The following is a 21,988-nucleotide window of genomic DNA, read 5'->3' on the forward strand; positions in this document are numbered from 1 at the left end:
CGTGGACACTCTGTGACAATTATGGGAAGTCGCTATAATAAGGGCTTCGCCGAGTTAATAGACAACTTGCGGGGCGAAGCCGGCAGGTGCGATCCATGGGTTTCCATGCGATATCCGCGCCCAACGGTCAGGTAATCCGCTAAAGCGTCGCCGCTTCAGGCTCCCGAAGCTGGCTACGTGAAACTCAACCGTAACCACACAACAGGAGTCCGCAACGTGGCAAACGACTATCTCTTCACTTCCGAATCCGTTTCCGAAGGCCATCCCGACAAAGTCGCGGACCAGATCTCGGATGCCATCCTCGACGCCATCCTCACGCAAGACAAATACTCGCGCGTCGCAGCCGAAACGCTCTGCAATACGGGTCTCGTCGTGCTGGCCGGTGAAATCACCACGACCGCGAACGTCGACTACATCCAGGTCGCGCGCAACACGATCAAGCGCATCGGCTACGACAACACCGACTACGGCATCGACTACCGCGGTTGCGCGGTGCTCGTCGCGTACGACAAGCAATCGCCGGACATCGCCCAGGGCGTGGACCGCGCGCACGACAACAACCTCGATCAGGGCGCGGGCGACCAGGGCCTGATGTTCGGTTACGCGTGCGAGGAAACGCCGGAACTGATGCCGCTGCCGATCCACCTGTCGCACCGTCTCGTCGAGCGTCAGGCGAATCTGCGCCGCGACGGCCGTCTGCCCTGGCTGCGCCCCGATGCGAAGTCGCAGGTCACGGTGCGCTACGTCGACGGCAAGCCGCATTCGATCGACACGGTCGTGCTGTCCACCCAGCATTCGCCGGACATCAGTCTCGACACGCTGCGCGAAGCGGTGATCGAGGAAGTCATCAAGCCGACGCTGCCGGCCGAACTCATCAAGGGCGACATCAAGTTCCTCGTGAACCCGACCGGTCGCTTCGTGATCGGCGGTCCGCAGGGCGATTGCGGTCTGACGGGCCGCAAGATCATCGTCGATACGTACGGCGGCGCAGCGCCCCACGGCGGCGGCGCGTTCTCGGGCAAGGACCCGTCGAAGGTCGACCGCTCGGCGGCTTACGCCGGCCGTTATGTCGCGAAGAACATCGTGGCCGCGGGTCTCGCGTCGCGCTGCCTGATCCAGGTGTCGTACGCGATCGGCGTGGCTCAGCCCACTTCGGTGATGGTCAACACGTTCGGCACGGGCCGCGTGTCGGATGCCACGATCACCGAACTCGTGCGTCAGCATTTCGATCTGCGTCCGAAGGGCATCATCCAGATGCTCGATCTGCTGCGCCCGATCTACGAGAAGAGCGCGGCCTACGGTCACTTCGGCCGCGAAGAGCCGGAATTCACGTGGGAAGCGACCGACAAGGCGCTGGCACTCGCCGAAGCTGCCGGCACCGAGCCGGTTGCCGCACTCGCCGAATAAGCGCGAGTCGACCGCATCAAGCTAAAAAAACCCGCCGGCGCGAGCCGGGCGGGGTTTTTCTTTATCGGACGTAGGTGATGTACCGGATGCGCTTGCTGCTGCGTTTGCCGCCGCGTTTTCCGTGTTACCGGCTCGCAAACGCAAACCACCCGCTGCTGCTCGTCGACAGCCGCCGCGGCCGGCGGCTCGTATGAACCTGCACGGCAGCCGGCGCGCGTTTCGCGGCGGTGAGACGCTGCGGCGTCGGCTTGCGCAGCAGCGTGCGCAGCGAGAAACGGCGCGCGCCGCTTTGCTGGCGCAGCGCCGAGAAGAACGTATGGAACCAGGTGCGGATGCCATCGACGGCCCTGGCGTCGCGCCATTGTTCGCCGAGCGCGCGCGTGCGGGCGGCATGGTGACGCAGCGCCCGCATCAGATGGCGGCGCGCAGGACGCGCCGCTTTCAGCGCGGCGCGAGTGAGACGGGTGCTCAGAAGAGTATGCATGGCTTCACAAGTAGGCAAAGTACCGCCCGCCGAGACGCGCACCGGGATGTGCACGCGACGCAGCCCCCAACGTGCCGATGACGGGGTTGCGGTGAACGGCGTGAAAGCCGGAAATTTGGTGGGAAAACGCGAAGAAACCGGCGGCATGGGTCGCAATGGCCCGCGCGCGGCGCAGAAGTGCGTAAGCAGCGATCAACATGACACAGTAGGCTACACGCGATTCGTGACGTCAGAAAGTCCGTTTTTACCCTGCGGTTGCGGGTTTGCCCTGGATCGACGCGTCGCCCGAATCGTTGCGCGAGGCGTGCCGTTGTCCGCGAAAAAAGCCTGCTCGACACGTTCGGCAAAAACGTCCCCTCGAAAGAACGCAGGCCGATCGCGCCCGTTTTACAATCGAAGATCAGTTAGCCGACAGTCATGGAACACCATGTCACTCCATTCGAAAAAAGAGCAGATTCACACGTTGCGGGAGCAGGGTTTTGTCGTGGTGCCGGGCCTGGTGGCGCCCGAGCGTTGTGCGGAACTGAAGCGGATCGCGCAGCAGCAGTTGCACGAAGCCGCGGCGCCGATCGAGTTCGAGGCGGATCTGCAGTATCCGGGCGCGCCGTCGTCGAAAGATGCCCTGGGCGGACATACGGTGCGACGTCTGCTCGACGCGTACGGGCGTCATCCGGCTTTCGCGCAATGGGCCACCGCGCCGGAAATTCGCGGCTGGATGGAGCTGTACTTCGGCGAGGAGCCGCGGCTGTCGCGCGCGCATCACAATTGCATGATGACCAAGCATCCCGCATACGGCAGCCTGACCGGCTGGCATCGCGACGTGCGCTACTGGTCGTTCGAGCGCGACGATCTGGTGTCGGTATGGCTCGCGGTCGGCCCCGAGACCGTCGACAACGGCGCACTGTGGTTCGTGCCGAAATCGCACGGCGCGGCGTTGACGTCGGACCGTTTCGACGAAGCCAGATTTTTTCGCGCCGATCTCGAAGAGAATCAGGCCGCGATTCGCACCGCCGTGTCGCCCGAGCTGAAGGCCGGCGACGTGGTGTTCTTCCACTGCAATACGCTGCATTCGGCCGGCAAGAATCTCAGCGATCAGGTGAAGTTTTCGCTGGTGTACACCTATCACGGCGCGAGCAACGTGCCGCTGCCCGGCACGCGTTCGGCCGCCAAGCCCGAGATCGCGTTCTAGGCTCGTGAACGACGACGGCGCCTGTCGCTCGCGTTCGCATTCGATCATCATGCGAACGCGAGCGACAGGCGCCGCATGTTCATCGATGCCTTGATTGCGCGCTTTACCGCTAGCTCTTACCGTCAACCTTTGCCTCACACCTTCGTGACGGCCTCGCGCATGCTCTCCACGCGTGCCCTCAACGCTTGCGCCCCGACAACGCCACGCCCGTCAGTCCCGCCAGCGTCGCCACCACGCCCGCGACGATCAGCACGATCGCCTTGTCGGTCGGCGAACCGGTAAAGAAGCGCGATACGTCGCTGCTCACCGAGTTGAACGCTTGCCCGCCGAAATACAGCAACACGATGCCGCCGACAATCAGCGCGATCGAAATCGCTTTCGTCATCTGCTTCTCCCATCAGCTTGATCCGGCCAGAGTGTAGGTGAGCCGTTCGCGATCGTCCATCCCGCATACTGGGTCCCTGCAAGGATGAAGTCGATTGGCTACCATAGCGGTCTCGCCGTACCACGACGACACCACCACAACAATCCTTCGAGCAGTACGCCTCTCGCATCGCGCGAATCCTCAAGCCCGCAATCGCCGGGCGATCTCATCGACAAGGACACTAGCAATGGCTTACGAAGCAGCTTCAGAACGCTATTCGGACATGCAATACCGCGTCTGCGGCAAATCGGGTCTCAAACTGCCGGCACTGTCGCTCGGCCTGTGGCACAACTTCGGCGACACCACGCCGATCTCCACGCAGCGCGACATCCTGCGCACGGCCTTCGATCTCGGCATCACCCACTTCGACCTCGCGAACAACTACGGCCCGCCGTACGGCAGCGCGGAAACCAACTTCGGCCGCCTCTTCAAGGACGATTTCAAACCGTATCGCGACGAGCTGCTGATTTCGTCGAAGGCCGGTTGGGACATGTGGCCGGGTCCGTACGGCCAGGGCGGCGGCTCGCGCAAGTACGTGCTCGCGAGTCTCGATCAGAGCCTCAAGCGCATGGGCCTCGATTACGTCGACATCTTCTATTCGCACCGCTTCGATGCGAATACGCCGCTCGAGGAAACCGCGGGCGCATTGGCGAGCGCGGTGCAGCAGGGCAAGGCGCTGTATATCGGCATCTCGTCGTATTCGTCCGCGAAGACGCGCGAAATGACGAAGCTGCTCGCCGAATACAAGGTGCCGCTGCTGATCCATCAGCCGTCGTACAACATGCTGAACCGCTGGATCGAGCGCGACCTGCTCGATACGCTCGAAGCGGTCGGCGCGGGCACGATCGTGTTCACGCCGCTCGCGCAAGGTTTGCTGACCAGCAAGTACCTGAACGGCGTGCCGTCCGACGCGCGCGTCAACAAGGCGGGCGGCGGTTCGCTGAAGCAGGAGCATCTGAGCGAGCAGAACATCGGGCACGTGCGCAAGCTCAACGACATCGCGCAACGTCGCGGCCAGAGCCTCGCGCAGATGGCGCTCGCGTGGGCCTTGCGCGATCAGCGCGTGACCTCGGTGCTGATCGGCGCGAGCCGGGCGGAGCAGGTGCGCGAGAACGTCGGCGCGCTGAAGAACCTCGCGTTCTCCGCCGACGAACTCGCCGAGATCGACCGCTACGCGACCGAAGGCGGGATCAACCTGTGGGAAAAGCCGTCGACGGATCAGGCAATCTGATCGCGTAACGGGCACGCGACGGACGCGCCGGCGACAAGTGAGTCAGCCGGCCGTCCACCGTGTTAGCAGAGACGAAAAAAACCGCCGACGCTTCACGCGAAGGCGGTTTTTTATATGGCTTGCGCTAGACGAGCGCGGGCAGCCCTTCGACCAGCGCCACCGCGCACACGACGCCGATCAGCGCGCCCAGCACGCGCAGCGCGTTGTGCCGCACTTCGGTCTTGCAGGGCAGCGCGCCGACGAACAACGCGCCCGCCAGCGCCATCGGAATGACCAGAATGAAATCGCTGATCGTAAAGTACGTCGTCATATTCGTCTCCTCGCATGCAAGAGTGGCTATGCATTTCCGGCGCGGACTGCGGGCTGAAACTCTGCCGCGTCCGAACTCGTTTCGAGTATAGGAGACCGTTGGACGGCCATCACGGCGCGAGATGGCGTCCAGGGGGCTCAACGGTGCTTATTCGCAAACCGCTGAACCCCGTCCAACAGGGCTTGCGGCGATTGATGCGGCGCAGCAAGCATGGTCGAAAACTATGAAGTGTTCGTTTACGTACGCCTTACGTTCAGGCGCGATTCGATGCGCGCTGGTTCGATACGGCATCGTTCGCCGGCTACTCGCGGCGGCGCAGCCGCATCGCGGCAAGCAGTCCGATGACGAGCAGCGTTCCCACCAGCCCGGCCACCCCATTCCAGCCATGACTGGCCCACACGCGGCCGCCGTACGAGCCGACCACGCTCGAACCGATGTAGTACGCGAGCAGGTACAGCGCGGCGGCCTGGCCTTTTGCCTCTTTCGCGAGCCGGCCGACCCAGCCGCTCGCCACCGCGTGGCCGGCGAAGAAGCCGAACGTCAGGCAGGCGATGCCGGTGGCGATCGCCGCGAGCGGATGCAGCATCGTCAGCGCGAGACCGAACGCCATCAGCAGCAGGCTCGCCATCAGCACGCGCGCGCGGCCGAACGTATCGGCCATGCGCCCCGACCACGGCGAGGCGACCACGCCGGTCAGATACACGACGAAAATCGCGCCGATCTCCGTCTGGTTCAGGCGATACGGCGGCGCGAGCAGCCGGTAACCGATGTAGTTGTACAGCGTGACGAAGCTGCCCATCAGCACGAAGCCGAGCAGGAACAACAACGGCAGTCCGGGCCGCGTGAACTGCTTGAGCAGCGCGGTGCGGTGATGGGCGAAGCCGAGTCCGCGACGCGGCACGAAGTGGCGCGACGGCGGCAGCAGCGCGCGGAACGCGAGCATCGACAGCAGGCCGAGCACGCCGATCGTGCCGATCGCGACGCGCCACGAGAACAGATCGGCGACCACGCCGGTAATCACGCGCCCGGCCATGCCGCCGATCGCCGTGCCGCCGACGTAAAGCCCCATCGCGAGGCCGAGGCCGTCGGGATGCACTTCCTCGGCGAGATAGGCCATCGCGACGGCCGGTACGCCGCCGAGCGCGAGCCCTTCGAGAAAGCGCAGCGCGAGCAGCTGATGCCAGTGCGGCGCGATCGACACGCCGATGGTCAGCACCGCCGATACCGTGAGCGATGTCGTCATCAGCTTGTGGCGGCTCCAGCCTTCGGAGACGAAGCCCGCGACGAAGATCGAGAGCGCGAGCGCGGCGGTGGAGAGCGACAGCGACAGGCTGCTCTGCGCGGGCGTCACGCCGAACGCATCGGAAAACGACGGCAGCAGCGGCTGCACGCAGTAGAGCAGCGAGAACGTCGCGTAACCGGCGAACAGCAGTGCGATAGCGGCGCGCCAGTAGGCGCGCGTGCCCCGTTCGAGATAGGGGATGTCCGCCGCCGCCGGGGCGGCGGCCGGGGAGGGAACGGCAGAAGCAGTCCGCTGGGATTCCGGCGGGAGGGTCACGACAAGACTCCTTGGGGCACGCAAAAAAGCACAAAAGCGTTAAGAATACGCGGAAAAGCGGATTCGGGACGTTGGCGCGGGCAAAGCGGCGCCGCGCGCAGCCAGCAGGATGGGCGGTTGGCGGTGCCGCGAAAGCGACTGCCGCGACCCGACTGCGCGGCCCTTGTCGCCAATACCGCTAGCCGCGCTAACCGCTTTTTGCCACCGCGCCGGCCGGCGTTGGCGTCGAGGCCGGCGGATGCACGATCTCGTCCTCGCCCGGCAGCGCCGACACATCCCAGCCACCGCCGAGCGCCTTCACGAGCGCGACGCTCGCGGCCATCCGCCGGCGCGCGATTGCTACCGCGTTGCGTTCGTTGGTGAGCGCGGTCGTCTGCGCGACGACCACGTCGAGATAGGTGATCGCGCCGTTCCTGTAGCGGTCCGACACGACCGCGAGCGAGCGCTGCGCGGCGGCCACCGCGTCGTCCTGCGCCGCGGCCTCCTGTTCGAGCACGCGCAGCGCGGCGAGGTTGTCCTCGACCTGGCCGAACGCGTCGAGCACCGTCTGCCGGTATTGCGCGACGCTTTCGTCGTAATGCGCGCGCGCCTGTTCCTTGACGGCCGCGCGTCCGCCGAAGTCGAGCAGCGTGCCCGCGAGCGTCGGCCCGAGCGACCAGAGCCGGCTCGGCGCGAGCAGCCACTGGCTGTAGTTGGTCGCTTCGAGGCCGCCCGTCACGGAGAGGATCAGGTTCGGGAAAAACGCCGCCGTCGCGACGCCGATCTGCGCGTTCATGGCGGCGACGTGCCGCTCCGCCGCCGCGATGTCGGGCCGCCGTTCGAGCAGATCCGACGGTACGCCGCTCGCCGCGACGACCGGCGCGGCCACGAGCGGCGCAACGGACAGCGTGAAGGTCGAGGGCGGTTGGCCGATCAGGATCGCGATCGCGTGTTCGAGTTGCGCGCGCTGCACACCGAGGTCGAGCGCCTGCGTCTGCGTGGTCTTCAACTGCGCTTGCGCCTGCGCGACGTCGGCGTCGGTGGCGATGCCGCCCGCGTAGCGATGCTGCGTCAACTCCAGCGCTTCCTCGTAGGCCTTGATCGTGTCGTCGAGTAGCCGGCGTTCCTGATCGAGTCCGCGCAGCTCGAAGTAGTCGGTGGCGAGTTCGGCCTGCATCGACAGCAGCGCGGCGTCGACGTCGGCGGCACTCGCCTGCGCGGCGGCCCTCGCGCCTTCGACGCTGCGCGAGATGCGGCCCCACAGGTCCGGCTCCCACGAGGCGTCGGCCTGCACGATGTAGTCGTTCAGCGTGAGGCCGGCGGTCGATTTATGCAGCACGTTCTCCGAGGTTCGCGTGCGCGAAAAGCCGCCGCCCGCCGTGACTACCGGGAAAAAATTCGAGCGATATTGCGCGACGGTCGCGCGGGCCGCGCGAAAACGCGCTTCGGCGGCCTGCACGTCCTGGTTCTCGCTCGCGACCCGCTGTTCGAGCGCATCGAGCGACGGGTCCGCGTAGATGTGCCACCACGCGCCGCGCGTGAGCGTGTCGGCCGGTTGCGCGGGCTTCCAGCCCGTGCCTTCGAGTTCGCGCCAGGTCGCGGGCGTGACGGCGGCCGGCTTCACGTAGTCGGGGCCGACGGTGCAGGCGCTCAGTGCACAGACGAGTGTCAGTGCCGATGTCAGTGTGAATGTCAGCGCAAGTACCGGGGCACGGCGCGGAACCGGCCTCTTCATGATTGCGTCCTCGCGGCCCGCTTCGCGCGGCCCTGCACGGCTAGCGCGCTGGCCGCCGCGCCGGTTGTGCCGGCCGTCCCTGCCGTATCGCTTGCACCGTTCGCCCCTTCCGCCGCATTCGCCGCCGGCTTGCGCGACACGATCCGCACCGGCGCGCCATCGACGATCGAATCCTGCGGATTCAGAATCACCAGTTCGTTGCCCTGCAAACCCGAGGCGATCGCGACGCGCGTGCCGAAGTCCGTGCCGAGCGACACCGGCAGCAGCTTTACCTTGTGCTGCGCGTCGACGGTCGCGACCTTCACGCCGTCGGGCCGGAACAGCAGCGCATTGCCCGGCAGCGTGAACGGCGCCGCGCCCGCGCCGAGCGCGAAATGCACCTGCGCATACGCACCCGGCAACAGTTCGCCACCGCGATTGTCGACGTCGACCTCGACGAGCATCGTGCGCTGCTGTGCATCGACCGCGCCCGCCGTGCGCGCGACCGTGCCCGGATAATGCCGCGACGGCGTTTCGGTCAGCGTCAGATAGGCGCTTTGCTGTGCGCGTACCTGCTGCGCGTAGGCCTGCGGCACGTTCACGTAGACACGCAGACGGTCCGCCTGCGCGACATGAAACAGCTCCTTCGCGGGACCGCCCGCGCTGCCCGCGTCGATCAACGCGCCGACGTCGACGTTGCGCGCGGTCACGGTGCCGTCGAACGGCGCATAGACCTTCTGGAACGACTGCGTTTTTTCGAGCCGCGCGACGTTGAAGTGCGCGGCATCGAGCGTGGCTTTTTTCGCGAGCATGTCGCCGACTTTCTCGTCGGTCTCCTGCTTCGAGACCGACTTGTTCTTCAGCATGTCGCTCCAGCGGTCGGCGGTGCTTTTCGCGAGCGCGTAGTTCGCCTGGGCGTTCGCGAGATCGGCACGGGCGGCGCGCAACTGGTCGTCGACTTCGGGGGTGTCGATTTCCGCGAGCAACTGGCCGCTTTTCACATGCGCGCCGATATCGGCGTACCACTTCTTCAGATAGCCGTTGGTGCGCGCGTAGATCGGCGTATCGAGAAAGGCCTGCACGTTGCCGGGCAGCACGAGATCGAGCTCCGCCGACGACTTCTGCGGCAGCACGACTTCGACGCTCGTCTGGCTCGCGTGCTCGGCATCGCGTTCGAGCGCCGCGTGCGCATCGCGGCGCGACCAGATGCCTTGCGCGGCGAGCGCGAGTACCGCGACCGCCGCCACGATCGCGAGCCAGCGCGTGCGCCGCGCTTTGGCGGGATCGTGCGCCGCGCCGTGCTCTGCACCCGAGCCCGATCCCGAGCCGTTCGGACGTTGTGCTTCCATCAAACTTCCCCTCTGGAAATGCATGGACAGTCGACGCTGCCTTTCGTATGGCCGCGGCCTGCGCTTGCATCGGTGCCTGCATCTATGCCTGTAAAGCGCAGGCGGCGCAGGTCGCGGCCGGCGTTTGCCGCGGGCGTCGCGCGCTTCGTCTTCATGGCTTCTGCACCACGTGTTCGGCCGCGCGCTGATGCCGCGCCTCGAGCCGCCGATAGATCATCGAGAACACGACCGGCACGAAGATCAGCGTCGCGATCGTGCCGACCGTGAGGCCGCCGATCACCGCGCGCCCGAGCGGCGCATTCTGCTCGCCGCCCTCGCCGAGACCGATCGCCATCGGCACCATGCCGATCACCATCGCGAGCGCGGTCATCAGCACCGGACGGAAGCGCGTGAAGCCCGCTTCGATGGCGGCGCGCGTCGCGTCGCCGTGCAGCAGCAACTGCTCGCGCGCGAAGCTGATGACGAGAATCGAGTTGGCGGTCGCGATGCCGATACACATGATCGCGCCCGTGAGCGCCGGAATCGACAGCGTGGTGTGCGTGAGGAACAGCATCCACACGATGCCCGCGAGCGCGCCCGGCAGGGCGGTGATGATGATGAACGGATCGAGCCACGACTGGAAATTGACGACGATCAGCAGATACACGAGCAGCACCGCGAACAGCAGACCGGCGAGCAGACCCGAGAACGAATCGTTCATCGTCTGCACCTGGCCGCGCAGTTCGATGGTCGAGGTTTTCGGCAGCTCGGCTTTCGATGCGTCGATGATCTTGCGGATGTCGTCGGACACGCCGCCGAGATCGCGGCCGTCGGCGGTGCCGTAGATATCGATCGTGGTCTGCGCGTTGTAGTGCGTGAGCACCGCGTTGCCGGCTTCGCGCCGCATCGTCGCGAGCGAGCCGAGAATGTTGCTGCGGCCGTTCGCGTTCAACGGAATGTTCGCGAGCGCTTGCAGCGAATCGATCGTGTATTGCGGCGCTTCCGTGATGACGTTGTAGCTCACGCCGTTGCGCGGATTGAGCCAGAAGGTCGGCGTGGTCTGCTGGCTGCCCGACAGCGTGATGAGCAGATCGCTCGCGATATCGCGCTGCGAGAAGCCTGCCTGCTGCGCGCGCGTGCGATCGACGTCGATGAAGATACGCGGCAGATCGGCGGGCTGCTGGATGCGGGCGTCGGCAAGGCCCGGCACCGTGCGCAGACGGTTCAGCAGCGTCGCGGCGAATACGCGATTCGCGGCCACCTCACGGCCGACGATCTGGATGTCGATCGGCGACGGCATGCCGAAGTTCAGCGTCTGACTGACGATGTCGGCCGGCAGGAACGCGAACTGCACGCCGGGGAATTCGTCGGTGAGCGTGCGCCGCAGCGTGCGCACGTAGCCGGCGCTCGGATGATGCTCGGGATTCAGCGTGATGAGCACGTCCGCATCCGAGGTGCCGATGGTGCCCGTGTTGCTGTACGAGAGGTTGATGCCCGACACCGGCAGGCCGATGTTGTCGATGATCGAATGCAGTTCGCCGGCCGGAATCAGTTGGCGGATGCGCGTGTCGACGCGGTCGGTCAGCACCGCGGTTTCCTCGACGCGCATGCCGGTTTTCGCGCGCAGGTGCAGCGCGATCGTGCCGGCATCGACGGCGGGGAAAAAGTCGCGGCCGATAAACGGCAGCAACAACATCGACGCGCCACAGCAGACGAGAAACAGCGTCACGAACCCGCCCGGCCGTGCCACGCGCGCGACGAGAAACACGCGATAACGCTCGCGCAAATGCGCGAAGCCGCGCTCGAACGCATAGTGCACGCGCATGAACGGATTGCGCGTGGGCTTCGGCGCGTGATGCAGATCCGCCGGCTTGTGGTGATAGCGCAGCAGATATTTCGCGAGCGTCGGCACGAGCGTGCGCGAGAAGAAATACGAGGCGAGCATCGCGAACACGACGGCTTCGGCGAGCGGAATGAACAGATAGTGAGCGACGCCCGTGAGCAGAAACATCGGCACGAACACGATGCAGATCGACAGCGTCGAGACGAGCGTCGGAATCGCGATCTGATGCGCGCCGTCGAGAATCGCCTGTTCGAGCGTCTTGCCCTGTTCGAGCTGATGGCTGATGTTCTCGATCGCCACGGTCGCATCGTCGACGAGAATCCCGACCGCGAGCGCGAGCCCGCCGAGCGTCATGATGTTGATCGTCTGCCCGAGCGCGGAGAGCGCGATGATCGAGGTGATCATCGAGAGCGGAATCGATACGGCGATAATCAGCGTCGCGCGCCAGTTGCCGAGGAACAGCAGGATCATCAGACCCGTCAGGCACGCGGCGATCAGCGCCTCGCGCAGCACGCCCTGCACCGAGGCGCGCACGAACAGCGACTGGTCGGCGACGGGGTCGATATTGAGCGACGGCGGCACGAGGTTGCGCAGCGTCGGCATCATCGTCTTGATGCGATCGACGATGTCGAGCGTGGACGTGTTGCCGCTCTTGTTGATCGTGAGCAGCGCGGCGCGCTGGCCGTTCACGCGCACGATGTTGGTTTGCGGCTGGAACCCGTCGCGCACGTGCGCGACGTCGCGGATATATACGGTGCCGTTCGCGGTGCTGCGAATCGGAATGTTGTTCAGGCCCGCGAGCGAATCGGGACTGCCGTTCATTTCCACCGAGTACTCGGTCGAGCCGATCTTCGCGGTGCCCGACGGCAGGATCAGATTCTGCGCGGTGACGGCGTTGACGACGTCCATCGGCGAAAGATTGCGCTCCTGCAGCTTGCGCGAATCGATATCGACCATGATCTGCCGCTGCTTGCCGCCATACGGCAGCGGCGCGGATGCGCCGGGCACGGTGGCGAGCTGCGTCTTCAGGAAGTTGTTGCCGAAGTCGTATAGCTCCTGCTCGGTCAGCGACGCCGACGACAACGCGAGCCGCAGGATCGGCACCGTCGACGCGTTATAGCGCAGGATGTTCGGCGGCGTGATGCCGGGCGGCAGCGAGCGCAGTTGCGTTTGCGAGAGCGCGGTGACCTGGGCGAGCGCTTCGTCGATGTTCGCGCCCGGCTGGAAAAAAATCTTCACGACCGTGATGCCGTTCAGCGAGGTCGATTCCGTGTGCTCGATATCGTTGACCGCGACCGACAGGCCGCGCTCGTAGTTCAGCGCGATGCGCCGCTCCATCTCGTCGGCGGGCAGGCCGTTGTACGACCAGATCACCGAGAGCACCGGAATGTCGATGTTCGGGAAGATGTCGGTGGGCGTGCGCAGGATCGTCAGCGGTCCGACGATCAGCAACAGCAGCGCTAGCACGACGAACGTATAGGGGCGCCGCAGCGCGAGACGAACGATCCACATGACTAGTGCAGACGAATGACGTAGGACATGGCGGGATGGGCCGCGACGGCGCACACGCGGCGCAGCGGCGCACCGCCGCGCGCGCGGAACGTGCCGCGTGTGCCGTGAAAGCGAGCGTTCGCCGGTGCCGCGCTCGTGTCGGCCGGATCATGAAGGCAATGCACGTTTTTGTGGTCTCCGCCCCGCAGGGTTTATGATGATCTACGTTACGAGGTCTTACGCCGAGATCATCGGCTGTGCGCAGTGTAATTGGAATAGGGCGAAACGACGGGTGAAAAGCCGTCTGATCGCGCTTCCCAAAGCCCCGCAAAACGGGAACAATGACCCGAACCTTTCACGCGTAAAGCGCGCGGCAGATCAGGTGCGCTCGCAACGTCAGCGGCGAAGCGGCGCTTTTTATCATCACCTCGACCGGCGTGCAGCCATCAAGCCGGCATCGGGAAGCGGGGAAATATCATGCAAGTCGGTTCCATCGTCCGATCGGTACATATCGCCGTGCCGCAAGGCGCGCGCGGAATCGTCATGCGCATTCTTGGCGACATGGCGATGGTCGCGTGGTATGCCGGCGAACCCGGCGCATCGCGGCAACTGAATACCGAACCCTTTTTTCTCGAAGACCTCATCGACACCGGAGAACTCGTGCGCCCCGCCGGCGCGCAGATGCATTGAACGCAGCGGCTCGCGGCCGTGCGCGGTCGCTCGCGAGTGGGTCGCAGTTTCGAGTGACATGCGTGTGTCAGCCGTCGTGATGCTGTAAGGCGCAATTGATGCGCGCGCTACATTGTGAGGCCGTGCCCTCGTCTTTACGCGCGGCGCGGCGCACAATGCGGGCATGAACGACATCATTCCCGACATTCCCGAGGCCGGCGCCGATGGCGCCGTGCCGTTCGCCCGTCTCACGCCCGAGACCGTGCTCGACGCGCTCGACGGCGTGCTCGTCACGGCAGGCGTGCGTACCGACGGCCGCCTGCTGCCGCTCAACAGCTACGAAAACCGCGTGTACCAGGTGGGCGTCGAAGACGGGCCGCCCGTGGTCGCGAAGTTTTATCGTCCCGAGCGCTGGAGCGATGCCGCGATTCTCGAAGAACACGCGTTCGTTGCCGAACTCGCCGCGCGCGAGATTCCGGCCGTGACCGCGCGCGTGCTCGACGGCCGTACGCTGCATGCGTTCGACGGCTTCCGCTTCTCGGTCTTCGAGCGGCGCGGCGGCCGCGCGCCCGATCTCGACCGGCGCGATACGCTCGAATGGCTAGGCCGTTTCATCGGCCGCATTCATGCGATCGGGCAGACGCGCAACTACGCCGAGCGTCCCGCGCTCGACATCGAAACCTTCGGCTACGAGCCGCGCGATTTCCTGCTCGCGCATCGTTTCGTGCCCGACGACGTGCGCACCGCGTGGGAAACCGTCGTCAACCTCGCGCTCGAAGGCGTCGCGCGCGCGTTCGAGCGTGCCGGCGAGATTCGTACGCTGCGTCTGCACGGCGACTGTCATCCGAGCAACGTGTTGTGGACCGACGCGGGCCCGCATTTCGTCGATTTCGACGACAGCCGCATGGGTCCCGCGATTCAGGACCTGTGGCTGCTGCTGCCGGGCGAGCGCGTCGAGGCATCACGCGCGCTGGCCGATCTGCTCGCCGGTTACGAGGATTTCTGCGAATTCGAGCCGCGCGAGCTCTATCTGATCGAAGCGTTGCGCACGCTGCGGCTAATTCACTATCAGGCATGGCTCGCGCGTCGCTGGAACGACCCCGCGTTCCCGGCGGCGTTTCCGTGGTTCAACACGCAGCGCTACTGGGAAGATCGCATTCTCGAGATGCGCGAGCAGATCGGCGCGATGCAGGAAGGGCCGCTCTGGCCGGTCTGACGTTTTCGCTTTCGCGCACGCGCAGGGCGTTGGCTATCCGCCGCGTGCTACACGCTGCACGCGGCCCCGTCCGAGGCTGAGATTTCGCGCGCGGCTTTCGCGCCTTCCACTTGCAGCAGTGTCGGCAGCGAGACGCCGTTTTTCGCCGCCGTCACTTCGGCAAGAATCGAGACCGCGATCTCGGGCGGCGTCCTGCTGCCGATATAAATGCCCACCGGCCCATGCAGACGGGCCAGTTCGGTCTCGTTCAGATCGAACTCCTTCAAGCGCTCGCGCCGCGCCTGGTTGTTCCTGCGCGAGCCCAATGCGCCGACGTAAAACGCCGGCGTTTTCAACGCTTCCATCAGCGCGAGATCGTCGAGCTTCGGATCGTGCGTGAGCGCGATCACCGCGCAGCGCTCGTCGAGCTTCATGTCGATCACGGTATCGTCGGGCATCGTGCGCACGATCTTCGTGCCGGGCAGGTCCCATTCCTCGGTGTACTCCTCGCGCGGATCGCACACGGTCACCTGATAATCGAGCCCCACCGCGATATTGCACAGATAGCGCGACAACTGTCCCGCGCCGATCACGAGCATGCGGTAGCGCGGGCCGTGAATCGTCAGCAGACGCTCGCCGTCGAAATGCACGCCGTCGGTGGCGAGGGCGTCGTCGAGCCGCGCGTGTCCGCTCGCCATGTCGACCTCGCGCGCGACGAGCCGCCCGCTTTCCACCGCATGACAAAGTTCGGCGATGCCGCTTTGCCGCGTCAACGGTTCTAGCACGAGCTGGATCGTGCCGCCGCACGGCAGCCCGAAACGATGCGCTTCCTCGGCCGTGATACCGTACTTGACCGCTTCCGGATGCGTCTGCTCGATGCCTCGTTGCCGCACACGATCGATCAGATCGTCTTCGATGCAACCACCCGATACCGAGCCCACCACGAGTCCGTCATCGCGCACCGCGAGCATCGCGCCCTCGGGACGCGGCGACGAGCCCCACGTCTTCACCACCGTCACCAGTAGCGCGCGATGTCCTTCGTCCAGCCAGCGGGCGCTGGACTTCAGAACTTCGAGATCCACGCTGTCCATGATTTCTTTCCTTTCGTTGTTTCGCCGCTGGACTCGCCGTCCGCGGCTTCAGGCGCTTGCGTCGATGCGTTGGCGTCGGCATCAGTTGCAGCCGATGCGCCGTCGTCCGCCGCGGCTTCGCTATTTTCGCCCGAGAGCTGGGCACTGAAGCGCTTGAAGAATTCCCCGGCGATCTTGCGCGCCGCGCCGTCGACGAGCCGCGAGCCGATCTGCGCGAGCTTGCCGCCGACCTGTGCGTTCGCGGTGTACGAGAGCTTCGTCGCGGTGTCGCTCTCGGCTTCGAGCGAGACGTGCGCGTTGCCTTTGGCGAAACCGGCTGCGCCGCCCTGGCCTTCGAAGACGATCGTGTAGCTGGTCGGCGCGTCGATCTCGGTCAGTTGCATGCGCCCCTTGAAACGCGCCCTGACCGGACCGACCGACGCGCTCAGCGCCACCAGGTACGCGTTTTCGCCGTCGGGGTCGATGCTTTCGCAGCCCGGGATGCAGGCGCGCAGAATCTCGGTGTCGTTCAGCGCGTCCCAGGTTTGCTGCTGTCCGACCGGCAGCGTGTGAGTTTCGGTCAATTCCATGAGCTTGCTCCTGCGAATGTCGTCGCGGCGAACGTGCGGCGAGGCGCGCGCGTGAGTTGCGCGAGATCGTGGCCGAACGCGGCGAGGCTGTCCAGATTATGAACCGGGCGATGCGCGTCGACATACGGCAGGATCGCCTGTACGCCGCGCGCTTTCGGCGTGAAGCCGCTGAAACGCAGCAGCGGATTGAGCCAGACGATGCGATGCGCGAAACGCGCAAGGCGCGCCATTTCGGTGTCGAGCACGTCGATCGCTTCGTGATCGAGGCCATCGGTGACGAGCAGCACGGTCGCGCGGCCTGTCAGCACGCGGCGCGCCCAGCGCCGGTTGAATTCGGCGAGCGCCGCGCCGATGCGCGTGCCGCCCGACCAGTCGAGCACCTGATCGCTGAGCGTCGCGATGGCCACGTCGGGGTCGCGTTCGCGCAAGGCGCGCGTCGCGTTGGTGAGCCGCGTGCCGAACAGAAACACCTGCAAGCGTTCGCGCGATTGCAGCAGCGCATGGCAGAAGTACAGCACCGCGCGCGAATAGCTGCTCATCGAACCGGAGATGTCGAGCAGCAGTACGAGCGGCGGCTTGCGTTCGACGATCGCGCGATATTTCCACACGGTCCAGTCGCCGCCCGCGCGCACCGCCTGCCGCGCGCTCGCGCGCAGGTCCGCATGCGTGCCGTGCGAGGCGGCCTTCAGACGGCGCGTCGGCTCGGTCGCGAGCGGCAGGCGCTGAGCGCGAATCAGATGGCGGAGGCTGCGCCATTCGTCAGCGGTGAGCGTGTCGAAATCGCGATGACGCAGGCGTTCCTCGGCGCTGAACGTGAGATGCGCGCGCAACTCGTGCTGCCCGGTTTCCTGTGGCGCGTTGACGTTCGGAGATGGCGGCATGCGTACCGCGAGCGCATCGGCAAGACGGTTGTTGCGTGTCGGCGGCGGCAGTCCGTCGCGAACTGTCGGCAGCAGCAGCGCGCGCAGCTTGCCTTCCCAATCGGGATCGCGCCAGAACAGATCGAAGGCGGCGTTGAAGAGTTCGCGTTCGTCGGGTGCGGTGACGAGCACGGCGGCAAGCGCGGCGCGCACGTCGTCGCGGCGGCCGAGGTCGATCCAGTGCAAGGCCGCGAGCGCATCGACCGCTTGTGCCGGCGACATCGGCAAGCCCGCGCCGCGCAGCACGCGCACGAAATGGACGACGTTGCGCGCGAGCGTCGGCGCGCTGTCGGCCGGTGCAAAGCGCGGCTGCATATCGTCGCGTGGGTCGTCGCGTGAGTCGGGGCCGGTTTGATGCGCCATGCCGACGATCCTCAAGCCGACAGACACTGCGCGATCTGCGCGGCGTCCACGCGCGCGAGATCGTCCTGGTACTTGAGCAGCACGCCGAGCGTGTTCTGTACCGATTGCGGATCGAGTTCCGTCACCGAGAGCGCTTCGAGCGCGCGGCACCAGTCGATCGTTTCGGCGATACCAGGCGCCTTGAACAGGTCCATGCCGCGCAGCCGGTGCACGAAATCGACCGCGCGCCGCTGCAATTCCGCCGACGTTTGCGGCGCGCGCGCGGCGACGATCTCGAGTTCGCGCTCGCGATCGGGATAGCCGATCCATTGATAGAGGCAGCGGCGCTTCAAGGCGTCGTGAACCTCGCGCGTGCGATTCGACGTCATGATGACGAGCGGCGGCTGCGCCGCGCGCACGGTGCCGTATTCGGGAATCGATACCTGGAAGTCCGACAGCAGTTCGAGCAGAAACGCCTCGAACGGCTCGTCGGCGCGGTCGATTTCATCGATCAGCAGCACGCGCCGCGCGTCGGGGTGATGTTCGTCGGGCATCAGCGCCTGCAGGAGCGGCCGCTTGAGCAGGAATTCGCCGCGATACAGCGTGTCGTTGCCAAGGCGCTCGCCGGTGGCCTCGGCGAGCCGCAGCGCCATGATCTGGCGCGGGTAGTCCCATTCGTAGAGCGCGCTCGCGGTGTCGAGCCCTTCATAGCATTGCAGTCGCAAGAGCGTGGTGCCGAGCAGGCCCGCGGCGGCCTTGGCGAGTTCGGTCTTGCCGACGCCGGGCTCGCCTTCGACGAACAGCGGCCGCTCCATGCGCAGCGAGAGATACAGCGCGGTCGCGAGTTCGCGGCTCGCGAAATAGCGTTGGGCGGCGAGTTGGGCGAGGGTGTCGTCGATTGAAGCCGGCTGCATGGTGGTCCTGAATCTGTGCGAACTTGCCTCACGTGCAACGTGAGCGAAGCCGGCTTGCCTGCGCGGTTGAAGTCAACTAGCGCGCGGCAAGCCGGCCACGATTGGTCAAGATCGCTAACTATTCGCCTTCGTGACCGCGCGCGCGGCGAGCACCGGAATCAGATGCGCGCGATAGGCCGCGCTCGCGTGCATGTCCTCGTTCAGCGCGTCGGGCGACACGCTGACCGCGCGCGCGGCATCGGGCGCGAAGTTCGCCGACAGCGCGCTTTCGAGCGCCGGCACCCGAAACACCGACGACGCCGCGCCCGTCACCGCAACGCGCACGCCGCTCGCGAACTTCGCGACGAACACGCCGACGAGCGCGAAGTGCGACGCGGGGTTGTTGAATTTCTCGTAGGCCGCGCGCTCGGGCACCGGAAACTCGACCGCGACGATCAGCTCGTCGGGCGCGAGCGCGGTCTCGTACATGCCGACGAAAAAGTCCCCCGACGCAATGCGCCGCCGGTCGGTGACGAGGGTCGCGTCGAGCGCGAGCGCCGCCGACGGATAGCATGCGGCCGGGTCGTTGTTGGCGAGCGAACCGCCGATCGTGCCGAGCGCGCGCACCTGCCGGTCGCCGATGTGTCCCGCGAGATCGGCGAGCGCGGGCAACACGCGCCGCACGTCCGCGTGATCGGCCACGTCCGAGTGGCAGACGGCCGCGCCGATCGTCACCGTTTGCGCGTTGACCGCAATCGTCTTGAGCGCGGGAATGCGCGTTACGTCGATCAGTTGCGACGGCTGCGCGAGCCGCAGGCGCATGGTCGGCAACAGGCTCTGGCCGCCGGCGAGGAATTTCGCGTCGCCGTCGGCGGCGAGGGCTGCGGCGGCCGCTTGCGAATCCGTCGCGCGTTGATACTCGAATGAATACATGTCGAATGCTCCGCTCAGGATCGAAGGTCAGGGTTGCTTGGCCGCTTGAATCGCGGACCACACGCGATGCGGCGTGGCCGGCATCTGTATGTCGGTCACGCCGAGCGGCGCCAGCGCATCGATGATTGCGTTGATCACCGCCGGCGGCGAGCCGATCGCCCCCGCTTCGCCGCAGCCTTTGACGCCGAGCGGATTGTGCGTGCACGGCGTGCCCTTCGCGGTTTCGACCGTGAAGTCGGGCAGATCGGACGCATGCGGCATCGCGTAGTCCATGTACGAGCCCGACAGCAACTGGCCGCTCTCGTTGTCGTACACGCAGCGTTCGAGCATCGCCTGGCCGATGCCTTGCGCGAGCCCGCCATGCACCTGGCCTTCGACGATCATCGGGTTGACCACGTTGCCGAAATCGTCGACGGCGGTGAACTGCTCGATGCGGCTCACACCCGTATCCGGATCGACTTCGATCTCGCAGATATACGCGCCCGACGGATACGTGAAGTTGGTCGGATCGTAGAACGCGCTTTCTTCGAGGCCCGGTTCGAGCACGTCGAGCGGATAGTTGTGCGGCACGTAGGCGGCGAGCGAGATTTCCGCGAACGCCTTGGTGCGGTCGGTGCCGGCGACGCTGAACACGCCGTTTTTGAACTCGATGTCTTCGGCCGACGCTTCGAGCAGATGCGCGGCGATTTTCTTCGCCTTGGCCTCGATCTTATCGAGTGCCTTCGAGATTGCCGAGCCGCCGACCGCGAGCGAGCGCGAGCCGTACGTGCCCATGCCGAACGCGATGCGGCCGGTGTCGCCGTGCACGATCTCGACGCTTTCGAGCGGGATGCCGAGGCGGTCCGCGACCACCTGCGCGAAGGTCGTCTCATGCCCCTGGCCGTGACTATGCGAGCCCGTGAACACGGTGACCGAACCGGTCGGATGCACGCGAATCTGCCCGACTTCGAACAGACCCGCGCGTGCGCCGAGCGCGCCCGCGATGTTCGACGGCGCGAGCCCGCATGCCTCGATGTAGCACGAGTAGCCGAGGCCGCGCCGCTTGCCGTTCTTTTCCGAGGCCTGGAGGCGCGCGGCGAAGCCTTTCACGTCTGCGAGTTCGAGCGCGCGCGAGAGCAGCGTGTCGTAGTCGCCGGTGTCGTAGGTGAGGCCGACCGGCGTCGCGTACGGGAACGCGGTGATGAAATTGCGGCGGCGGATTTCGGCGGGGTCGAGCTTCATCTCGCGCGCGGCGGCTTCGACCAGACGCTCGACGACGAACGTCGCTTCCGGGCGGCCCGCGCCGCGATAGGCATCGACGGGGACCGTGTTGGTGAAGACCGCCTTCACTTCGGCGTAGATCGCCGGTGTCGCGTATTGCCCGGCGAGCAGTGTCGCGTAGAGGATCGTCGGCACGCTCGAGGCGAACGTCGACAGATACGCGCCCATGTTCGCGATCGTATGCACGCGCATCGCGAGGAATTTGCCGTCGGCGTCCATCGCGAGTTCGGCGTGAGTCACGTGGTCGCGGCCGTGCGCGTCGGAGAGGAAGGCCTCGGAGCGCTCGGCGGTCCATTTGATCGGCCGGTGAATTTTCTTCGACGCCCAGGTGAGCGCGACGTCTTCGGCGTAGAGGAATATCTTCGAGCCGAAGCCGCCGCCGACGTCCGGTGCGATCACGCGTAGCTTCGATTCCGGCAGCGACAGCACGAACGCGGCCATCAGGAGCCGCTCGACGTGCGGATTCTGATTCGCGACATAGAGCGTGTAGCTGTCGTCCTGCGCCGAATAGTTCGCGTTGACCGCGCGCGGTTCGATCGCATTCGGCACGAGCCGGTTGTTGACGATGTCGAGCGTGGTCACGTGCGCGGCTTTCGCGAACGCGGCGTCGGTCGCGGCCTGGTCGCCGTGGCCCCAGTTGTAGCAGACGTTGTCGGGCACTTCGTCGTGCACTGCCGCCTGACCTGGGTCGGCCGCATGCGCGGTATCGACGACGGCCGGCAGCACGTCGTAATCGACGTCGATCAGTTCGGCCGCATCTTTCGCGGCCTTGATCGATTCGGCGATCACGAGCGCGACCTGGTCGCCGACGTGCCGCGCCTTCGTATGCGCGATCACCGGATGCGGCGGCTCATTCATCGGCTTGCCGTCGATGCTGTGGATCAGCCAGCCGCACGGCAGGCCGCCAACGTTTTCAGCGGCGAGGTCCGCGCCGGTGAAGATCGCGACCACGCCCGGCGACTGCTTCGCGGCGCTCGTGTCGACGCGGGTGATCTTCGCGTGCGCATGCGGCGAGCGCAGGAATACCGCGTAGGTCTGCTGCGGCAGCACGATGTCGTCGGTGTACTGGCCTTTGCCGGTCAGGAAGCGATAGTCTTCCTTGCGCTCGACGGCTGCGCCGATCAGGCTGTGAGTATCGGGTGCGTTCATCGTCGGCTC

Annotated in this window: 18 protein-coding genes; 5 read left to right on the top strand and 13 right to left on the bottom strand. The window is 65.9% G+C overall.

Annotated features, from left to right (window positions below; translation table 11 throughout):
* Window positions 1-216 precede the first annotated feature (216 nt).
* Window positions 217-1,407 carry a methionine adenosyltransferase gene (gene metK / locus F3J19_RS13835; RefSeq protein WP_167042178.1) on the top strand — a complete coding sequence of 397 codons (1,191 nt, stop codon included), beginning with the start codon at window positions 217-219 and terminating at the stop codon, window positions 1,405-1,407.
* Between the two features lie 124 nt (window positions 1,408-1,531).
* Here metK and F3J19_RS13840 read toward each other — a convergent pair whose 3' ends face one another.
* Window positions 1,532-1,891, bottom strand: coding sequence for a hypothetical protein (locus tag F3J19_RS13840; protein WP_167042180.1), 360 nt, complete (start codon window positions 1,889-1,891; stop codon window positions 1,532-1,534).
* A gap of 427 nt (window positions 1,892-2,318) precedes the next feature.
* Here F3J19_RS13840 and F3J19_RS13845 point away from each other — a divergent pair, with 427 nt between their 5' ends.
* The gene (locus tag F3J19_RS13845) at window positions 2,319-3,080 is read left to right on the top strand and encodes a phytanoyl-CoA dioxygenase family protein (protein WP_167042182.1); all 762 of its coding nucleotides are present in this window, start codon (window positions 2,319-2,321) and stop codon (window positions 3,078-3,080) included.
* Window positions 3,081-3,258: 178 nt separating this feature from the next.
* Here F3J19_RS13845 and F3J19_RS13850 read toward each other — a convergent pair whose 3' ends face one another.
* Window positions 3,259-3,465, bottom strand: a complete 207-nt coding sequence (locus F3J19_RS13850) for a DUF3185 family protein (RefSeq protein ID WP_167042184.1) — start codon at window positions 3,463-3,465, stop codon at window positions 3,259-3,261.
* 226 nt (window positions 3,466-3,691) lie between these two features.
* Here F3J19_RS13850 and mgrA point away from each other — a divergent pair, with 226 nt between their 5' ends.
* Window positions 3,692-4,735: an L-glyceraldehyde 3-phosphate reductase gene (mgrA, locus tag F3J19_RS13855; RefSeq protein ID WP_167042186.1), complete on the top strand. Its 1,044-nt coding sequence runs from the start codon at window positions 3,692-3,694 to the stop codon at window positions 4,733-4,735.
* Window positions 4,736-4,859: 124 nt separating this feature from the next.
* On the opposite strand, the gene F3J19_RS13860 is transcribed toward mgrA, so the two are convergent.
* The 5 genes from F3J19_RS13860 to F3J19_RS13880 form a co-directional block, all read right to left on the bottom strand.
* Complete coding sequence (locus tag F3J19_RS13860; RefSeq protein ID WP_167042188.1) at window positions 4,860-5,045, bottom strand: hypothetical protein; 186 nt, start codon at window positions 5,043-5,045, stop codon at window positions 4,860-4,862.
* A 301-nt stretch (window positions 5,046-5,346) separates the two neighbouring features.
* The gene (locus F3J19_RS13865) at window positions 5,347-6,603 is read right to left on the bottom strand and encodes an MFS transporter (RefSeq protein ID WP_167042190.1); all 1,257 of its coding nucleotides are present in this window, start codon (window positions 6,601-6,603) and stop codon (window positions 5,347-5,349) included.
* Between the two features lie 187 nt (window positions 6,604-6,790).
* Window positions 6,791-8,317 carry an efflux transporter outer membrane subunit gene (locus F3J19_RS13870; protein WP_240158936.1) on the bottom strand — a complete coding sequence of 509 codons (1,527 nt, stop codon included), beginning with the start codon at window positions 8,315-8,317 and terminating at the stop codon, window positions 6,791-6,793.
* On the bottom strand, window positions 8,314-9,645 hold the full coding sequence (locus F3J19_RS13875) for an efflux RND transporter periplasmic adaptor subunit (protein ID WP_167042193.1): 1,332 nt from the start codon (window positions 9,643-9,645) through the stop codon (window positions 8,314-8,316). Before F3J19_RS13875 ends, F3J19_RS13870 begins: the two co-directional genes overlap by 4 nt.
* A 151-nt stretch (window positions 9,646-9,796) precedes the next feature.
* Window positions 9,797-12,979: an efflux RND transporter permease subunit gene (locus tag F3J19_RS13880; protein ID WP_167042195.1), complete on the bottom strand. Its 3,183-nt coding sequence runs from the start codon at window positions 12,977-12,979 to the stop codon at window positions 9,797-9,799.
* A gap of 456 nt (window positions 12,980-13,435) precedes the next feature.
* On the opposite strand from F3J19_RS13880, the gene F3J19_RS13885 reads away from it, so the two are divergent.
* Window positions 13,436-13,648, top strand: coding sequence for a hypothetical protein (locus F3J19_RS13885; protein ID WP_167042197.1), 213 nt, complete (start codon window positions 13,436-13,438; stop codon window positions 13,646-13,648).
* Between the two features lie 163 nt (window positions 13,649-13,811).
* Window positions 13,812-14,843, top strand: a complete 1,032-nt coding sequence (locus tag F3J19_RS13890; RefSeq protein ID WP_167042199.1) for a serine/threonine protein kinase — start codon at window positions 13,812-13,814, stop codon at window positions 14,841-14,843.
* A 47-nt stretch (window positions 14,844-14,890) separates the two neighbouring features.
* On the opposite strand, the gene F3J19_RS13895 is transcribed toward F3J19_RS13890, so the two are convergent.
* The 6 genes from F3J19_RS13895 to F3J19_RS13920 all read right to left on the bottom strand — a co-directional run bounded on the left by F3J19_RS13895 (window position 14,891) and on the right by F3J19_RS13920 (window position 21,979).
* Window positions 14,891-15,913, bottom strand: coding sequence for an XdhC family protein (locus F3J19_RS13895; RefSeq protein ID WP_167042202.1), 1,023 nt, complete (start codon window positions 15,911-15,913; stop codon window positions 14,891-14,893).
* On the bottom strand, window positions 15,886-16,482 hold the full coding sequence (locus F3J19_RS13900; protein ID WP_167042204.1) for a carbon monoxide dehydrogenase subunit G: 597 nt from the start codon (window positions 16,480-16,482) through the stop codon (window positions 15,886-15,888). The genes F3J19_RS13895 and F3J19_RS13900 overlap by 28 nt, the downstream gene beginning before the upstream one ends.
* Window positions 16,473-17,717, bottom strand: a complete 1,245-nt coding sequence (locus F3J19_RS13905; protein WP_167042509.1) for a VWA domain-containing protein — start codon at window positions 17,715-17,717, stop codon at window positions 16,473-16,475. Before F3J19_RS13905 ends, F3J19_RS13900 begins: the two co-directional genes overlap by 10 nt.
* Before the next feature lie 59 nt (window positions 17,718-17,776).
* Window positions 17,777-18,658 carry a MoxR family ATPase gene (locus F3J19_RS13910; RefSeq protein ID WP_167042206.1) on the bottom strand — a complete coding sequence of 294 codons (882 nt, stop codon included), beginning with the start codon at window positions 18,656-18,658 and terminating at the stop codon, window positions 17,777-17,779.
* A gap of 114 nt (window positions 18,659-18,772) precedes the next feature.
* Entirely contained in the window at window positions 18,773-19,570 is a 798-nt protein-coding gene (locus F3J19_RS13915) for a xanthine dehydrogenase family protein subunit M (RefSeq protein WP_167042208.1), read from the bottom strand.
* Between the two features lie 27 nt (window positions 19,571-19,597).
* Window positions 19,598-21,979, bottom strand: coding sequence for a xanthine dehydrogenase family protein molybdopterin-binding subunit (locus F3J19_RS13920; protein WP_167042210.1), 2,382 nt, complete (start codon window positions 21,977-21,979; stop codon window positions 19,598-19,600).
* Window positions 21,980-21,988 lie beyond the last annotated feature (9 nt).

The organism is Burkholderia sp. Ax-1724, from assembly GCF_011752995.1.
In the GTDB taxonomy this organism is placed as follows: domain Bacteria; phylum Pseudomonadota; class Gammaproteobacteria; order Burkholderiales; family Burkholderiaceae; genus Paraburkholderia.

Bases quoted from the DNA above. Each gene is read 5' to 3' on its own strand.
- F3J19_RS13920 (WP_167042210.1), bottom strand. From the start codon at position 21,979: ATGAACGCACCCGATACTCACAGCCTGATCGGCGCAGCCGTCGAGCGC.
- F3J19_RS13875 (WP_167042193.1), bottom strand. From the start codon at position 9,645: ATGGAAGCACAACGTCCGAACGGCTCGGGATCGGGCTCGGGTGCAGAG.
- F3J19_RS13840 (WP_167042180.1), bottom strand. From the start codon at position 1,891: ATGCATACTCTTCTGAGCACCCGTCTCACTCGCGCCGCGCTGAAAGCG.
- F3J19_RS13895 (WP_167042202.1), bottom strand. From the start codon at position 15,913: ATGGACAGCGTGGATCTCGAAGTTCTGAAGTCCAGCGCCCGCTGGCTG.
- F3J19_RS13885 (WP_167042197.1), top strand. From the start codon at position 13,436: ATGCAAGTCGGTTCCATCGTCCGATCGGTACATATCGCCGTGCCGCAA.
- F3J19_RS13900 (WP_167042204.1), bottom strand. From the start codon at position 16,482: ATGGAATTGACCGAAACTCACACGCTGCCGGTCGGACAGCAGCAAACC.
- F3J19_RS13845 (WP_167042182.1), top strand. From the start codon at position 2,319: ATGTCACTCCATTCGAAAAAAGAGCAGATTCACACGTTGCGGGAGCAG.
- F3J19_RS13905 (WP_167042509.1), bottom strand. From the start codon at position 17,717: ATGCAGCCGCGCTTTGCACCGGCCGACAGCGCGCCGACGCTCGCGCGC.
- F3J19_RS13880 (WP_167042195.1), bottom strand. From the start codon at position 12,979: ATGTGGATCGTTCGTCTCGCGCTGCGGCGCCCCTATACGTTCGTCGTG.
- F3J19_RS13915 (WP_167042208.1), bottom strand. From the start codon at position 19,570: ATGTATTCATTCGAGTATCAACGCGCGACGGATTCGCAAGCGGCCGCC.
- F3J19_RS13850 (WP_167042184.1), bottom strand. From the start codon at position 3,465: ATGACGAAAGCGATTTCGATCGCGCTGATTGTCGGCGGCATCGTGTTG.
- F3J19_RS13910 (WP_167042206.1), bottom strand. From the start codon at position 18,658: ATGCAGCCGGCTTCAATCGACGACACCCTCGCCCAACTCGCCGCCCAA.
- F3J19_RS13890 (WP_167042199.1), top strand. From the start codon at position 13,812: ATGAACGACATCATTCCCGACATTCCCGAGGCCGGCGCCGATGGCGCC.
- F3J19_RS13870 (WP_240158936.1), bottom strand. From the start codon at position 8,317: ATGAAGAGGCCGGTTCCGCGCCGTGCCCCGGTACTTGCGCTGACATTC.
- F3J19_RS13860 (WP_167042188.1), bottom strand. From the start codon at position 5,045: ATGACGACGTACTTTACGATCAGCGATTTCATTCTGGTCATTCCGATG.
- mgrA (WP_167042186.1), top strand. From the start codon at position 3,692: ATGGCTTACGAAGCAGCTTCAGAACGCTATTCGGACATGCAATACCGC.